Annotated in this window: 12 protein-coding genes; 6 read left to right on the top strand and 6 right to left on the bottom strand. The window is 57.8% G+C overall.

What is annotated here, in order from left to right; genetic code table 11:
- Positions 1-14 precede the first annotated feature (14 nt).
- Positions 15-1,028 (top strand): A/G-specific adenine glycosylase, encoded by a 1,014-nt coding sequence (locus OXE05_06550; protein MCY4436978.1) that lies wholly within the window; start codon positions 15-17, stop codon positions 1,026-1,028.
- Here OXE05_06550 and OXE05_06545 read toward each other — a convergent pair.
- Complete coding sequence (locus tag OXE05_06545) at positions 1,012-2,268, bottom strand: NTP transferase domain-containing protein (GenBank protein ID MCY4436977.1); 1,257 nt, start codon at positions 2,266-2,268, stop codon at positions 1,012-1,014. The two genes, OXE05_06550 and OXE05_06545, sit on opposite strands and share 17 nt — an antisense overlap.
- A 3-nt stretch (positions 2,269-2,271) precedes the next feature.
- Positions 2,272-2,847 (bottom strand): hypothetical protein, encoded by a 576-nt coding sequence (locus OXE05_06540; protein ID MCY4436976.1) that lies wholly within the window; start codon positions 2,845-2,847, stop codon positions 2,272-2,274.
- A 220-nt stretch (positions 2,848-3,067) separates the two neighbouring features.
- Between OXE05_06540 and OXE05_06535 the strand changes: the two genes are divergently transcribed.
- The 5 genes from OXE05_06535 to OXE05_06515 all read left to right on the top strand — a co-directional run bounded on the left by OXE05_06535 (position 3,068) and on the right by OXE05_06515 (position 9,416).
- Positions 3,068-4,867, top strand: a complete 1,800-nt coding sequence (locus OXE05_06535; protein MCY4436975.1) for an ABC transporter ATP-binding protein — start codon at positions 3,068-3,070, stop codon at positions 4,865-4,867.
- 530 nt (positions 4,868-5,397) lie between these two features.
- Entirely contained in the window at positions 5,398-7,203 is a 1,806-nt protein-coding gene (locus OXE05_06530) for an ABC transporter ATP-binding protein (GenBank protein ID MCY4436974.1), read from the top strand.
- Positions 7,204-7,336: 133 nt separating this feature from the next.
- Complete coding sequence (locus OXE05_06525) at positions 7,337-7,906, top strand: hypothetical protein (protein MCY4436973.1); 570 nt, start codon at positions 7,337-7,339, stop codon at positions 7,904-7,906.
- Entirely contained in the window at positions 7,890-8,219 is a 330-nt protein-coding gene (locus OXE05_06520) for a transcriptional regulator (protein ID MCY4436972.1), read from the top strand. Before OXE05_06525 ends, OXE05_06520 begins: the two co-directional genes overlap by 17 nt.
- Before the next feature lie 210 nt (positions 8,220-8,429).
- Positions 8,430-9,416, top strand: coding sequence for a zinc-binding alcohol dehydrogenase (locus OXE05_06515; protein MCY4436971.1), 987 nt, complete (start codon positions 8,430-8,432; stop codon positions 9,414-9,416).
- A gap of 341 nt (positions 9,417-9,757) precedes the next feature.
- On the opposite strand, the gene OXE05_06510 is transcribed toward OXE05_06515, so the two are convergent.
- The 4 genes from OXE05_06510 to OXE05_06495 all read right to left on the bottom strand — a co-directional run bounded on the left by OXE05_06510 (position 9,758) and on the right by OXE05_06495 (position 14,633).
- Positions 9,758-10,930 (bottom strand): ABC transporter ATP-binding protein, encoded by a 1,173-nt coding sequence (locus OXE05_06510; protein MCY4436970.1) that lies wholly within the window; start codon positions 10,928-10,930, stop codon positions 9,758-9,760.
- Between the two features lie 10 nt (positions 10,931-10,940).
- Entirely contained in the window at positions 10,941-11,699 is a 759-nt protein-coding gene (locus OXE05_06505; protein ID MCY4436969.1) for a DUF624 domain-containing protein, read from the bottom strand.
- A 297-nt stretch (positions 11,700-11,996) separates the two neighbouring features.
- The gene (locus OXE05_06500) at positions 11,997-13,217 is read right to left on the bottom strand and encodes a DegT/DnrJ/EryC1/StrS family aminotransferase (GenBank protein ID MCY4436968.1); all 1,221 of its coding nucleotides are present in this window, start codon (positions 13,215-13,217) and stop codon (positions 11,997-11,999) included.
- Between the two features lie 141 nt (positions 13,218-13,358).
- Positions 13,359-14,633: a DNA-processing protein DprA gene (locus OXE05_06495; protein ID MCY4436967.1), complete on the bottom strand. Its 1,275-nt coding sequence runs from the start codon at positions 14,631-14,633 to the stop codon at positions 13,359-13,361.
- Position 14,634: the final 1 nt, after the last annotated feature.

The following is a 14,634-nucleotide window of genomic DNA, read 5'->3' as shown; positions in this document are numbered from 1 at the left end:
AATTCATTCGGCGCATGCTAACCAAACGTGAAAGAAAGCACGACAGGGGCGAGTATTGTTCGCTGACGACCAACGGCACGCTGCAGTTGACGCGGGCTGAAGTCGTGCGGCACTTCCAGGACGCGTTGTTAGGCTGGTACCGCCTTAATCGCAGGGAATTGCCCTGGCGACAAACGAAGAGTCCGTATCGCAAATTCCTGGCTGAAATGATGCTGCAACAGACCCAAGTCGAGCGCGTGATACCGAAGTACAATGCCTTCATCGAACGATTCCCGACCATGCGACGGCTAGCGGCTGCACCGACGGCAGAAGTCATTCGCCTGTGGGCTGGGCTTGGCTACAACCGCCGCGCCGTGCATCTTCATCGCGCGGCACAGGCTGTCGTTCAGGAGCATGACGGCAAATTCCCCATGTGTTTGCAGTCGCTCTTGCGTCTGCCCGGAATCGGGCCGTATACCGCACGAGCGCTGCTAAGCTTTCTAGGTAACACACAGGTAGCGGTAGTGGATACCAATGTGCGGCGCGTGCTGGGCAGGGTATTGCGTGGCGATCTCCAGAAGTTACTTGGGGTCGCAGGTCCAACGGAGCGGCAGCTTCAGGCCTTGGCGGATAGCCTCGTACCCAAGAGACAATCTGCGCGCTGGAACCAGGCGCTCATGGACCTTGGTTCGACGGTCTGCACGTCGCGCAAGCCGGACTGCCCGCACTGTCCTCTCGCCATGTGGTGCCAGGCGTGGCGGACGACAGATACTTATGACCTACCTTCACTGCGCCCTAAGAGCCAGGGAACATTTGCGGGCTCGCGGCGTTATTATCGGGGGCGAATCATTGCTGCTCTGCGCGATTGCTCGCCGGGCAACACGCTCAACTTTGCTGCAATAGTAAGTCACCTCCACGAACTAGGCCCTGTAAGGCCGCAGGCGGCTTGGTTGTGGGAGCTGGCACAAGACCTGGAGGGCGATGGGTTGGTGGTGATAGAAGGAGACCGGGACAAGCAATCCGAAGCAACGCTTACGTTGCCGGATTGAGGTAGCGCTCAAGATAGCCCAGCAAGAACTGCCGCACGCTGGGTTTTAGGCTTGCCCAAGCCCCGTCCGGATACGCAGGGTCATCAGGTGTGAATACGCCGAGACGCTTGCCGGATTGCGGGTCGCACCACAGTGTCAGCAGCCAAAAACCGGAGACGAGCTGGTCCGGGCGATAGGTCTCGGCGATCAAGCCGGGCGCACTCTCGGCGCTCCACGACTGCAAGAGGGTTCCGTTGTTCGCAAGTGCTACGCACTCACGAAAGTACGCGAGCCGTTCCTCTGAGCGGTAGGGTCGAAGCAGTGCCAACAGCGCTTCTACGCGCTGCTTGTCTGTGGCTTGGCTGCCTGCAAAGCGGGCCGTTAAGCGCTCTTCCCAAGAGTCGCCTAACGCTGGTATAGAAATGCCGCCGTCTGATGCAAGCGCCAATCCGCCAAATGACCGCGACCACGCAATCGCTTTGCTTGCGGCAATTGCTTGTAGTGTTGGTTGGTCTTCCGAAGGGGGCGACTCACTTTGTAGTCCCGCCTCTGCCAACGTAACGCGCCGAAGCGGCACACCTTCGAGCAGCCATGCGAGGTGCTCGGTCTTGGCGCTATTCGTTGTAGCAAGCAGAATGTGTTGTTGCTGCGCTTGATAATAGTCAGCCGGTGTATTGAGATTCCACACCACGCTGGGATCATCGATGTCTACAAACGCCGTTGCTGCGCGATGGGACCGGGTGACCGCTTTCAGGCCCTGGGAATTCTCGTGAACCTGCAGCAATTCACTGCGCAAAGCGTTGGCGAAGAGTGGAGGATGTCCTCGCACGCCCTGATACCGCGGGATCGCAATGAGATGGTTGCCTGTGGCCCTTGCGGCAATGAGTTTTGCGAGAATTGGCGCAGCACAAGGCTGGTCTACGTTGATTGCTGCGATGGCAGACAGAGTCTCGGGCAGCGCCCGCACTCCGTGCACAATGGAGGAAGCTCTGCCCCGCTCCGGATTCGGGTTTTTCACTACATGGATGCCCGCCACAGCGTCAACGTAGGGCGCTAAGCGCTCGGCATGAAACCCGGTAACGACAACGACGTGCGCCGGGGCGACCGCTGCAATTTGCTCAAGCTGGTACTGGATCAGCGGTCTGCGGAACCAGGGCAACAGCGCTTTCGGCAATGACGACGTTGACGAGGCCGCCATCCGCTGGGACTCCCCCGCGGCCAACAGCACGATGCCGACACCGCCATTAGGAGATTCAGACATTAACTACGACGGCCTCGGCGACGGTGTCGGCACTGGCTTCGGCGTGGGACTGGGCGGGACTGTGGGGGTAGGCTTAAAGTCTTCCGTTACCACAAGTATGATCGGTGCAGACTCTCGCCACACCTCAGGACCTTGCTGGACGAATTTGAGCGTGTGCTGGCCGAGCTCAAATCCCCATACGTTCTGTGGAATTGCAAGGGGGCGCGGCCCCATTCCGCCGGTTTCGTCGGGCCAGACGACACCGATGCGCTCTTCATCTATGTACACCAGCACGCCGTACTCATCGGGAGGCAACCTACCGTCGCCGGGACTCTCGTACGGTGCCCAGCCTACGCTGCGATTGATCCAGATAATGCCGACGCCTGATGGCGGCACCGTGTTGTCCACAACCGTGACTTCGATGATCGTTGCGTTATTGGGGTTGCCTACAACTGGCGTCGGTGTGGGCGTAGGTTTGGTATTGATGACAACGCCCTGGGGCTGTGCAATACAACCACCCAGCAAAATGGCAAACGCCATCACGCCCAGAACTACCCGCCCAACCTGCCACCAATGGCGTTGCGCGTCCAAACTCTTCACATCACGCTCCACTCTTAATAACTGAGGTCTCCTGGCTCTTCATTCTAATGTACCTAGTATCTGTGCAAATGAACAAGTGCCGCCAAGCTTCAATTCACCTTTAGACGCCGCTCTTCTGCATGGGCGGTGCAGAGTATTTCGGTAGCTGAGGAGATTTTATAGCTTTTGTAGGATGTTATAGTGAATTGATGGCAACGGTTCATGCTTCCTGGAGACTCCGTTGAGAAACCGCGAGTTTACGCCGGATATCGAACATACGTATGATCGCTCTTCCGTCACGCGGTGGCTGGTCAGTCATGCGATGCGCTACCCGGTCCACGTGGTGGTTGGCACCCTCTTTCGAGCCGGTGTCGTGGTGGCCGCGGTGCAAGTACCGAGGATACTGGGGGATGCCTTTGACGCCGTCGAAGATGCAAACGCCGTGGTGTCCGTGCTCCTGGGTTTTGCTCTGGCAATTCTCGGCATAAGCGTGCTCAGAGGCGTAATGCAGCTTCTCGCGAACTACACGGCTGAGATTGTGGCGCTGCGCATGGAGCGCGACGTGCGCGACGAACTTTACGTAAATCTGCTAGGTAAGAGCCAGACTTATCACGGTCAGCAACGCGTTGGCGACATCATGGCGCGTGCCACCAATGACGTAAAGCAGCTCAACTACATGGTCAACCCCGGCTTGCTGCTGCTCTCGGAGTGGCTCGTCAACATGGTGGCACCCATCATCGCCATTGCGTTCTTGAATGCGGCGCTGCTGCCGATACCGGTGCTTTTCCTCATCGGCTTTCTCATTGCATTGCGGGGATACTTGCGTCGATTGGGCCCGGTAGCAGGAGCGCTCCGCGCGCAATTCGGCGTGCTCAACGCCAACCTGACCGAATCGATTGCGGGCATTGAAGTCGTTAAGTCGAACGCGCAGGAGCAGCAGGAATTCAACCGTTTTCGGGTCAAGGCGGCAAACTACCGTGATCTCTTCATAAAACAGGGCAAGATTCAGGCGCTCTACCTGCCGCTGCTCATGTTTTCTTTTGCGTTAGCGCTCGGCCTTGCCCACGCACTCTATCTCTACAGCAACGGCGGATTGACTCTCGGCCAGGTCATTACATTCATGGGTTTTCTAGGCATGCTTCGATTCCCAACGTTTGTTTCCATTTTTGCGTTCTCTCTCGTCAAGCTCGGCACGGCCGGGGCGGACCGCATTCTCGCCATCCTGAATGCGGAGACGGAGATAGACGAGAATCGCGCAGGAATCGAGAGGCAGATGGAAGGCGAGGTGGTGTTCAACAATGTCTCATTCTCATACCACGATTCCAATATGCTCAAAGGCATTAGCTTCAAAGCCAAGCCGGGCGAGACGGTTGCAATCGTCGGGCAGACGGGGTCCGGCAAGTCCACCCTCACCCGGCTCATCAATCGTATCTACGAGGTTTCGGATGGACAAGTGATGATTGACGGCGTCGACGTACGCGTGTGGTCGATGGAATCACTACGCTCGCAGATTGCGACAATCGACCAGGATGTCTTTCTCTTTTCACGTACACTGGCCGAGAACATTGCCTTTGGCGTGCGGCGTCCGGTTAGCCGTGCGGAGATTGAAGCGGTGGCGAAACAGGCTCAGGCGCATGATTTTATCATGGGCTTTACGGATGGATACGACACGGTGGTGGGCGAGCGCGGCGTGACGCTCTCCGGCGGACAGCGGCAACGCATCGCTATTGCTCGCGCGTTCTTGGCCGACCCGCGCATACTGGTGCTCGATGACTCGACGAGCGCGATCGACAGTGCGACCGAAGATCAGATTCAGCGTGCGCTGCGCAATATTCTGCACGGGCGGACGACGTTTCTCATCACGCACCGACTCTCGCAGATCCGGTGGGCCGACCGCATTCTGGTGCTGCGGGGCGGAGAATTGGAGGACCAAGGCACGCATGAGGAACTCATTGCGCGCAGTCCCGCGTACCGCGACATCTTTGCGCATCGGGACGAGCGCTATGTCGCCGCAATGCCTGCCACAGTCAGTGGAGACTAGTAGATGAGTAGAATCGCGGCACAAGGTGACGGCATTGTAGCTCAGGGAAGCCGTTCCAATTGCCGTCAATCCCGCGAAAACGGGAAACTATCCGATCTTCGATATGTGCGATGTGCCAAGAGCGGGGGACAAGCCCCCGCGCTACGTGCCGGAGTGTCCCGCACAGATAAGGCGAAGTTTAGCTACATCGAACACATCTTGGTGATGAGAGAGGGAACACCCCCGATCCGTCATTCCCGCGAAAGCGGGAATCCATCTACTCTGAGCCAAGTGCGAAACTCAAAGAGCGGGGGACAAGCCCCCGCGCTACGTGCCGGGGTGTCCCGCACAGGAAAGGCGAAGTTTAGCCGCATCGAACACGTCTTGGCGATGAGAGAGGGTGTATCCCCGATCCGTCATTCCCGCGAAAACGGGAATCCATCCGCGTCTCCTCGCGTGGTTGCGCCCGGAGCGGGGGACAAGCCCCCGCGCTACCCTAAGCCTGAGACCGCTGACACTTTCAATTCCGCACTTCCGATGAGGATGAGCCAATGGGCTTTGTGATGGACGGCCTGGACGCGGACGCGTACGATCGCGAGTATAGCGATCGCGCGCTGCTGCGCCGCATCATCAACTACTTTCGCCCGCAAACACGCCCCATGCTGATTGTTGCGCTCGCGGTATTCGTGGGCTCGCTTACCGATACCGCGGTACCGATCCTCATTTCACGCGGGATCGACCTTGTCATTGCCAATCCCGCCACGCAGGTAATGGTGCTTCTCATCACTTCCATTCTGCTCTTGAGCAGCGTCTCATGGGGTTTGAATTTCCTCCGGCAGTGGCTTGGCGCCACGGCAATTGGGAACGTGACGCTCAAGATTCGAGAGGATGCTTTCAATGCAACCATGGGGCACGATCTCTCATTCTTTGACGACCAGCCGACCGGCAAGCTGGTAAGCCGCGTTTCATCCGATACCGACGGCTTTGCGGAAACGGTCTCCCTGACGATGAATCTCATCAGCCAAGCCATGCTGGTGTTGCTTATGGGGGGTGTGCTGCTGTTCATCAACTTTCAGCTGGGGTTAATTACTTTGGCGATGGCGCCGTTCGTGGCAGCCATTTCGCTCCTATTCCGGCGCATTGCCCGCGAAACGTCGCTGCACTCGCGGCGCATTATGGCGCGGGTGAACGCGCACATCGAGGAGTCTATTAGCGGTATTGCCGTTGCTAAGGTCTTTCGCCAAGAGAAGGCCGTGCACGATGACTTTGTCCGCATCAACGAACAAGCGTATCGCGTAAACTTTCGTCAGGGAATTGTGCTGAATACCTTTTTTCCCGTCTTTAACGCCACCGCCGGCATCGGCACAGCAGTCATCGTCTACTTCGGCGGTTTGAACACGGCCTCCGGCACTATGAGCGTGGGCGATTGGTACCTTTTTATCCAAGCGCTCATGTTCTTCTGGTTTCCCCTTACGCAAATCGCTTCGTTCTGGAGCCAATTCCAGAATGGGCTTTCTGCCAGTGAGCGAGTATTCGGGTTGATAGACGCAGAATCACGAGTGGTGCAGACCGACGACATTTCCGCTGAAAACGTGCAGGGCGGGTTTGAGTTTAGGAACGTGAACTTCAGTTACTTGCCAACTGAGACTGTACTCCCCGACTTCAATCTAACGATACACGCGGGCGAGTCCCTTGCTTTGGTCGGTCACACCGGCTCCGGCAAGACGAGCATTGTGCGGCTGGTGGCGCGTTTCTATGAGTTTCAGGAGGGCCAACTGCTGGTTGACGGGCGTGACATCCGCACGTTCAACCTGCCATCCTATCGTCGGCAGATCGGCATCGTGCCGCAATCCCCCTTTCTCTTTAGCGGTACCGTGGGGGAGAATGTCCGCTATGGCAAGCCGGATGCCAATGAGGCGGACGTGCTGCGCGCGGTGGAGCACATTGCGGGAGGAGACTGGCTTGCCGACTTGCCGAACGGGCTGGAATCGGACGTCGGCGAGCGCGGCGGGCGCCTTTCCATGGGCCAGCGCCAACTTGTAGCGCTGGCGCGCGTCATGCTGCACGATCCGGCAGTCTTCATTTTGGATGAGGCCACGGCAAGCGTGGACCCATTTACCGAAGTCCAGATCCAAGACGGCATAGAGGCTATCATGCGCGACCGCACGTCCATCGTCATTGCGCACCGCCTGTACACGGTGCAGCACGCCGACCGCATCCTCGTCTTGGACAGCGGCCGCATATTGGAAGAAGGCACCCACCAAACACTCTTAGCCGCCGGCGGCCACTACGCCGGACTCTACGACACCTACTTCCGGCACCAGTCGTTGGAATACGTGGAAAGCGTCGAACACTAGGCGCTTTTCACGGGTATAGATACCCCATTTCATAGCACACGGATCGGACTCACCCTTGACTCGTTGAGCTATGTACTCTATAACACAGAGTACAAGGTATATAGGAGTAATATTTGATTCAAAGGAGGTTGTCATGTCGGACACAGATAAGCTTAGAGAGGACGTAGCGTACGTTCGCGCCGTGGCACAGCGATCTGGGCCCGGTCAGCCTACGGCTACCTTTGTCTTTTGGGCGGCCGTTGCGCTCATTGGTTTTGCCCTGGTAGATTTCGCCAGTGACCCTCGCTGGATTGGATGGTACTGGACAGTAGCGGCGCCGCTTGGTGTTGTCATATCGGCATGGTTGGGCATACGCCATAGCCGGAGTGTCGGCCAGACGGATAGCTGGGAAGGCATCCGGTGGGGCCTGCATTGGCTGTCTTTTCTAGGTGTTGGTCTGCTTTGTAGCGTATTGGTTGCAACGGAACAGCTAACGTGGTCCGGCTATAGTTCAATCTGGCTGCTGTTGCTGGCATTAACGTACTCTCTCGCCGGTTTGCACCTGGACCGTCGTTTGCTGGGAGTAGGCCTGGTGGCGGGGGTAGGCTATGTCATCACCCTGTTCGTACCTGACTATGGGTGGACGATTACCGGGGTCTTGTTTGCTGTGGCGCTATTGACGCTGGGCTATCTTGAAGTGACACCCCGTGACCAGACGAGCTGATCCAGACATCGCCAGTCTTGAAGAATTGGCGTCACTTGGCGGTCTGCTTGAGCATCGGGTGCGACTCGCAGTCTGTGTTTTGCTCTCTAAGCATGAATTCATGTCATTCAGCCGTCTCAAGCAAGTTCTCGCCGAAACGGACGGCAACCTTGGGACGCATCTGCGCAAGCTGGAAGATGGTGGCTATGTTGCAGTCGAGAAGACCTTCCGCGACCGCCGGCCGGTAACTTGGTATTCTCTGAGTGCGCGAGGTCGCGCCAAGCTCCATGAGCACCTTGCCAATCTCACACGGCTCATAGAGCGCGCCCATTAGACTGTTGCCGCAATGCAGGATGCGCGCTACGAATCCCAGTGGCAACGGAGTATCGTGCGGTTTGGCCAAGTGGGTACCGCAATGAGGTAACGCTTGAGTTATACGGGGCCGGGCCGGCATCACGACCGCATAGTCTGTGTTTCGACACCTGGCGCGAGGGGCCGACCGTGGTTTCATCCAAAATGAGGCAAGAGCAATAAAGGAGCGCACATGGAAACTCAGGTGCTAGTCTTTCCAAGCAGAGATACCTGCGTCGCAGAGACTCTGGCCATCCCGGACGAACCAGGCACCAGTGAGGTCTTGGTACGTAACCGGTTCTCGCTGATTAGCGCGGGCACGGAGCTCGCCATGTTCACGGAGACGCACCGGGGCTTCGCTGAGCCTGATTTTGCTTATGCCAAGTACCCGTTTCGGCCGGGTTACGCCGCTGTGGGCGAAGTGCTGGCGGTAGGCGATGGCGTGTCCGATCCCGCCCCCGGGGCACGCGTCTTTCATCGGGGCCGCCACGCCACGCACGCGCTTCTCAGTCATGATGCCGTGCTGCCCGTGCCGGAAGGAGTGCACGATTCTCACGCGCCCTTCTTATCTATGCTGCAAATTGCTTTGTCGGCGATACGGCAGGCACCGGTCTACTTTGGTGAAAACGTACTTGTGATCGGTATGGGTCTGGTGGGCAATCTCTGTGCGCAGCTTTGCGGGTTGGCGGGAGCCGGTCAGGTCGCCGCCGCGGACCTTGCGGCGTCTCGCCTGGGGCAAGCGCAGGCGTGCGGCGTGGACTTGGCATTCAACTTGAGTGAAAAGCCGCTTGCCGATTGGCTGCCGGAACTTGGCCCGCGTGGTGCGAATTTTGTGGTAGAAGCCGTGGGGAGTGGGCCGACTATCGACTTAGCAATCAAAGCTGCAGCAAACCACGGGCGCGTCGTGCTGCTAGGGAGTCCACGGGATAAGCTGGAACTCGATCCCTACTTTGACATCCATCGCACGGGCGTGCACCTCATCGGCGCACATGCCAGCACGGTTGATGCCGCGACGCGCGAGCAGGACATCCCGTTTCTCTGGTCGCTACTGGCAAGCGGACGCATTAACGTGGAGCCCCTCATTACACACGTGTTGCCGTACACTGAGGGGCAAACGGCCTACGAGGGCCTGCGCGACCGCAAGGATGAATTCCTGGGCGTCCTCTTGAAATACGACTAAGTGGCCAACAGCATTGCAATGATGGGTAAGAGTAAGCGACTGCGCGGGGAGATGGCGCAGGTTACGCGCACGTCCCGTGCGACCCTGCGCTACCCATCAATGTAAAAGTGTCGAACCACTGAGACTCGTGAATTCACGCCATGGTTGGAGCTACTGAGACTGGCTCAGTCAGAATGAGCCTTGTCCGCTGAAGGTTGATCGAATGAGTCCGTCATTCCGGCGCAAGCCGGAATCCAGGGGTCGGGTGGGAGTACCGATTGCTCCAGCTTCAGTTAGACGTAGGCACCAGGAATTCGCTGGGTCGATGAAGGAATAGGCTCTGGAATTGGCCGCCCGGCACGCTAGTTTACGCGCCGGCCCTTGCTATCGAAGACGTGCTGGCAGTGCGGGGGCACGTCCATGAAGATGAGCGTATCGGGTTCGTGATGCTCCGTCTGGGGGCGTTGAATGCGGTAAGTGTACCGCCCCACCCGCACCGTGAGCAGAACTGCGCGATCGCTCATGAGCGGTTCCACGGTCTCGATCTTGGCCGGAATCGTGTCCTCCTCATTTTCGGATCGCAGCACAACGTCTGTTGGCCGAATGCCGATGGTGACCCGTTCGGCCTGATATTGTTGCAGCACGATTGGCGGCGGCGTAATCTTGCGGTCGTGGATCTCCACGTACTCTCTATACACGACGCCGGGCAGCAGATTCATGGCCGGCACCGTAATGAAGTCGGCGACGAAGAGGTTGAGCGGGCGCTCGATAAGTTGGTGGCGGGTATCAACCTGCAAGATGCGGCCCTCATGCATTACAGCAATGCGGTCGCCCATCGTGAATGCCTCTGATTGGTCGTGGGTAACGTAGACTGACGTTATGCCGAATCGCTGTATCAGGCGTCGAATCTCGACGCGGGTACGGGCGCGCACCGTAGCGTCCAGGTTCGAGAGCGGCTCATCGAAGAGGAATGTCCGTGGGTCCCGAATGATCGCGCGCGCGATAGCTACGCGTTGCTGTTGTCCGCCGGAGAGCTTCGGCGGCTTTTGGCTGAGAAGCGTTTCGAAGCCGAGTCCCATGACCCGCGCGGTGATGCGTATACGCTCGGGAATCTCGTGCTTGCGCTGGTGCATTTGAAAGAAGAAGCCCAAGTTATCCTCTGACTGCCAGTGGGGGTACAGGGCGTAGTCTTGAAACACCATGGCAACGTTGCGATCCTGCGGGCCCACGGTGGTTACGTCTTCTCCGTCGAAGAGCACCTTGCCGCCGTCCAGCAAATCTAGTCCGGCCAAAACGCGGAGCAGCGTCGTCTTGCCGCAGCCGGAAGGTCCGAGCACGCTCAGCGACTCGCCGTCGTCGATTTGGAGATCAATCCCGTTGAGCGCGTAAATCAGGTCGTCTTCGGTGTCATCAGCGTCGGGGAGGACCACGTCGTCTGCTTCACCGCCTCTGAACCGCCCGATCATGCCTTTCCAGGAGAAAGGGCTTGGCCGCTTGAAGGTCTTGGTAGCGCCCTCTAGAGTGAGGCTTGACATTGCTTCCTCCTCACGATTCGCTCTTTGCGGCGTTCCCGCCGCTCTGCTTTGCGTCGTACCGGTCAAGGAGTTCATTCAGGACTCCCACGTGGGTGTGGGCAAATATCGAGCCGCCCAGGACCGGATACGCAATGGCAAAGAGGGGAATGAAAAAGAATAGCATCACGATTTGCACACCGATCAGGCTGATCGTGACGCCGAGGTTGTCGAGCGCCAACAAGACGGCGTTGCGAAACGTCTGCAGCACTGAGGTCTCGAGACGAATCATTACCGAGAACAAGTACGGCTGAATTGCCACCCAGAACACAATGCCCCAGAAGAAGACGATGCTGAGAGCACGCATGAGTTGGGGAATGTCTGCCGTGAGGTAAAACCAGGTGTTGAGCACGAGCGCCGCGAGGATCAAGAGATTGATCGCTGCCAACAGATAGCCCTTAACGAAGAGAGTCTTGAAGCTCTGCCAGTAGATCCGCATGTTTACAGTTTCGCCGGCCAGCGACTTGGCGGCGAAATCGTAGAGTGCGGCAGTAGCAGGACCGGCAAGCGCAAGCAGCACTAGCGAGGCGATAGTGTACGAAATACCCAGAAAGATCGGCGAGGTTTCCTGGGCGGTTTCCGCGGCGTCCGCGGAGACCTGCAGGAATGCGAGGTAGCTATAGAGCGCGTACGGAAGACAGAAGAGCGCCCAGAGGATATTGCCTCTGATGACGGTGAAGAACTCAAAGTAGTGCATGCCCAGCGCTCTGCGCCAGACATTGAAAACGAGCATCACTGCGCTAGGTCGTCCTTTTGCACTTCATACTGCGATTGCGGAGCAAGGCGTTTCCGGCATTGCTTTTAAGGCTACCCGCGTGAACAGGCTTGGGAAAGGGCTCTTTCCCAAATGTAGAGCAATCGGTATGCAGACGCAACTACGCCGGAGAGCACGGGCCCGGTGCGGCGTCTCGTGCGACACTCTGTGCCACGCAAACAGATAGGGAGGGGCGCCGATGCAATCTTCATCCCTCCCTATCTTCAATTCTGTTCTAATTCTCAACGCGCTGCTTGTACCGCGACGAGATGCGCCTTACCGCGCAACCGCAGCGGCGCCAACAGTCCCCGCCACTGTCTCCATGCTCGCCTTGATTGAGGCCGCGACGTACGCTACGTCGTCGTCGCTCATCAACGGATGGAGCGAGGGGCAGAAGAGACGCCGACCAAGATCGGTCGATACGGGCACGTCCTCCGGCTTGTGGCCCATCTTATTCAAAATGGAGTCGTAATCGGGGAGCGCGGCATTCATAATGCCACCGCCAACGCCGTATTCGGACTGCATGTGCTCTAAAGCCTTATCGCGCGGCTCACCGGCCCACTCAGATTCCAGCATGACCGTATAGCCGTACCACACGTGATCGTAACCTGCTGGGGTTTGGGGAATAATGACACCGGGCGCATCGGCCAGACACTCGGAGAGTAACAACGCACGGTCGCGGCGCAGGTCGTTCATTTCGTCGAGCCGCGCAAGCTGGATTCTACCGGCGACGGCCTGCAACTTGGTGAGGCGGTAGTTTGTACCCCAGCCCTTCAATCCCCAGCCAAACGAGCGGCTGCTATTGATGTAGGCCGCGTAATCGTCATCATCCGTCGTCACCATGCCGCCCTCGCCAAGGGTTGTCATGTTCTTGGTGGTCTGGAAGCTGAAGATATTCATGGCGCCCTTCTTGCCGACGCGGGTGCCCTTGTAGCCGCCGCCGGCGGCACGAGCGGCATCGCCGACCACGGGGGGCGGGCCGTGCGTGGGGTGGGGATGTCGTTCGGCAATATCTGCCAGGGCGTCCATGTCGGCGGAGAGACCGTTATTGTGGACGGGCATGATGGCGCGGGTGTTTGCCGTCATGCGGCGTTCCACGTCGTTGGGGTCGATGTTGAAAGTATCCGGGTGGCACTCGGCCAACACGATTTTCGCGCCTACGCCGACTGCCGCCTGGGCGGTCGCTATGTATGTAATGGCCGGTACGATCACTTCATCTTCCGGGCCGAGGTTCAGTGCCTGCATCGCCCCATCGAGACCGGTGCCACAAGAATTCACAGCATAGGCGTACTTTACGTCGCAATACTCGGCAAATTCCCGTTCAAACTCCGTAATGTCGTTGCCGGTAAAGCCGACTCTCCAGTCCATGCTCTCGCGGAGCGCTTGGGTCAGGGCTTCCACCTCTTCTTCGTTGTACCAGCCGCCCAGCGCCGGTAGGAACGGCAGGTTGCGCTTCTCGCCATTCAATAACGCTTGTTCTTCTGCGGACAATGACATGCTGAAACTCCTTGCAAGTCAAGTACTCTTCATTCAACTCATTCTCTACGATGCCTGAAATGGGGAGGTTTTGACAAGAAAGTGGGTGTTGCTGGTTCGGGGCTCAATTGATTGGGCAATGTGACTTAACCAAGGTTGTTCCTAGAGAATCCTTTCGTAGCGAACTGGCCTCTTCTGCCGCTTGTATTTCCCATCACGGACTAATCGCTTTAGCCATTCTCTTGCTTGGGTCTTGTTTACGTGAAGATATGTTGCTACATCAGATTCTGACGTGGGAGTGGTGATCGAGGTCAGTAGTTGCTCAACCTTGGTAAAGAGCTGATCGGGAGGGGTCTCTGCTGCAACGTAGGCGTCTTTGGCCTGTGCTTCTCGAATCGTGACTTCCTGTGCTTCTTCCGCAGCACTGTGTGGGATACCATCCTCTTCTTCTGGCAGCAACGCCGCTTGTCTTGGAGACTCAGTCTGCGAAGGCAAGAAGCTGCCGTCCAGAACCTGCCGAAAGTCTGAGGGCGTTTGGGGATTTGGCCATGGGTGAACTCCCTTTCGTAGCAAAGCCTCGATGCCCTGACTGGCTTGTCCGTCGGAGCGAGCAAAAACTGGTACGAAGCGCAGACGATTCAGTTGTTCGACGGCTCCAGTCCAAGTGCCGCCTTTGTTGTAATCGGATTCCACTATCAATCCCGCGTCGGCAAAGGCGTACACTAGCTTATTGCGTTGCATGGCGTTTCCGACATTGAAGCGCGCCCTTGGATCATACGGGGAAACTAGGACAAGCCGCTTATCCAGCAATCCTTCACGATTCTTGCGGGCCAGCGCAGCGTTTTCCAAGCCTCCAGCCAGAACGCCAACGGCTCTTCCGCCTTCCCCCAATGCCCCTTGAATTGCTGCTTGATCAACTCCCCGCGCCTCACCGGAGACAACGGTGCACCGGGCAGCCGCAGCAAGCCGACCAATTCCCTCGGAGTATTCTAGTAGTGCTTTTGGGACCTCACGGGATCCCACCACGGCCAGACCACCGCTGTCTAGCAATTCGGCATCTCCGCAGCCGTACAGTACGGGTGGCGCATACTTGCCGAGCCGTCGCTTGAATCGATTTGGATATCCTGGGTCCGCTCGGCTAACCACCCAAATTGCCCGGGCTTGCCAGTGCTCCAGCGCTTGGCTGAGCAAGAAGCCCCGTTGGATTAGTTGACCTATTCGTTCGTAGTCAAGTCGGAGTTCAGACTTGTCCCACTCATCCCCTGTCTGACGCTCGAGCAAATCGGCCGGCTCGCGGCCGTGCTGCCTGAGCCAATGCGCCAGTTGGTCGTACTCTGATGGGGTCAAAGGGCGTGCTGAATTCTTGCTCTTTCCGATAAGCAATGGAGCGGTCAACAAGAGTATAGCTTTTGCGTTGGCTGATAACTCTGCATCTATC

The sequence above is a fragment of the Chloroflexota bacterium genome, assembly GCA_026710945.1.
Classification (GTDB): Bacteria; Chloroflexota; UBA11872; order VXOZ01; family VXOZ01; genus VXOZ01.
This window is presented reverse-complemented; position numbering and strand designations above follow the sequence as displayed.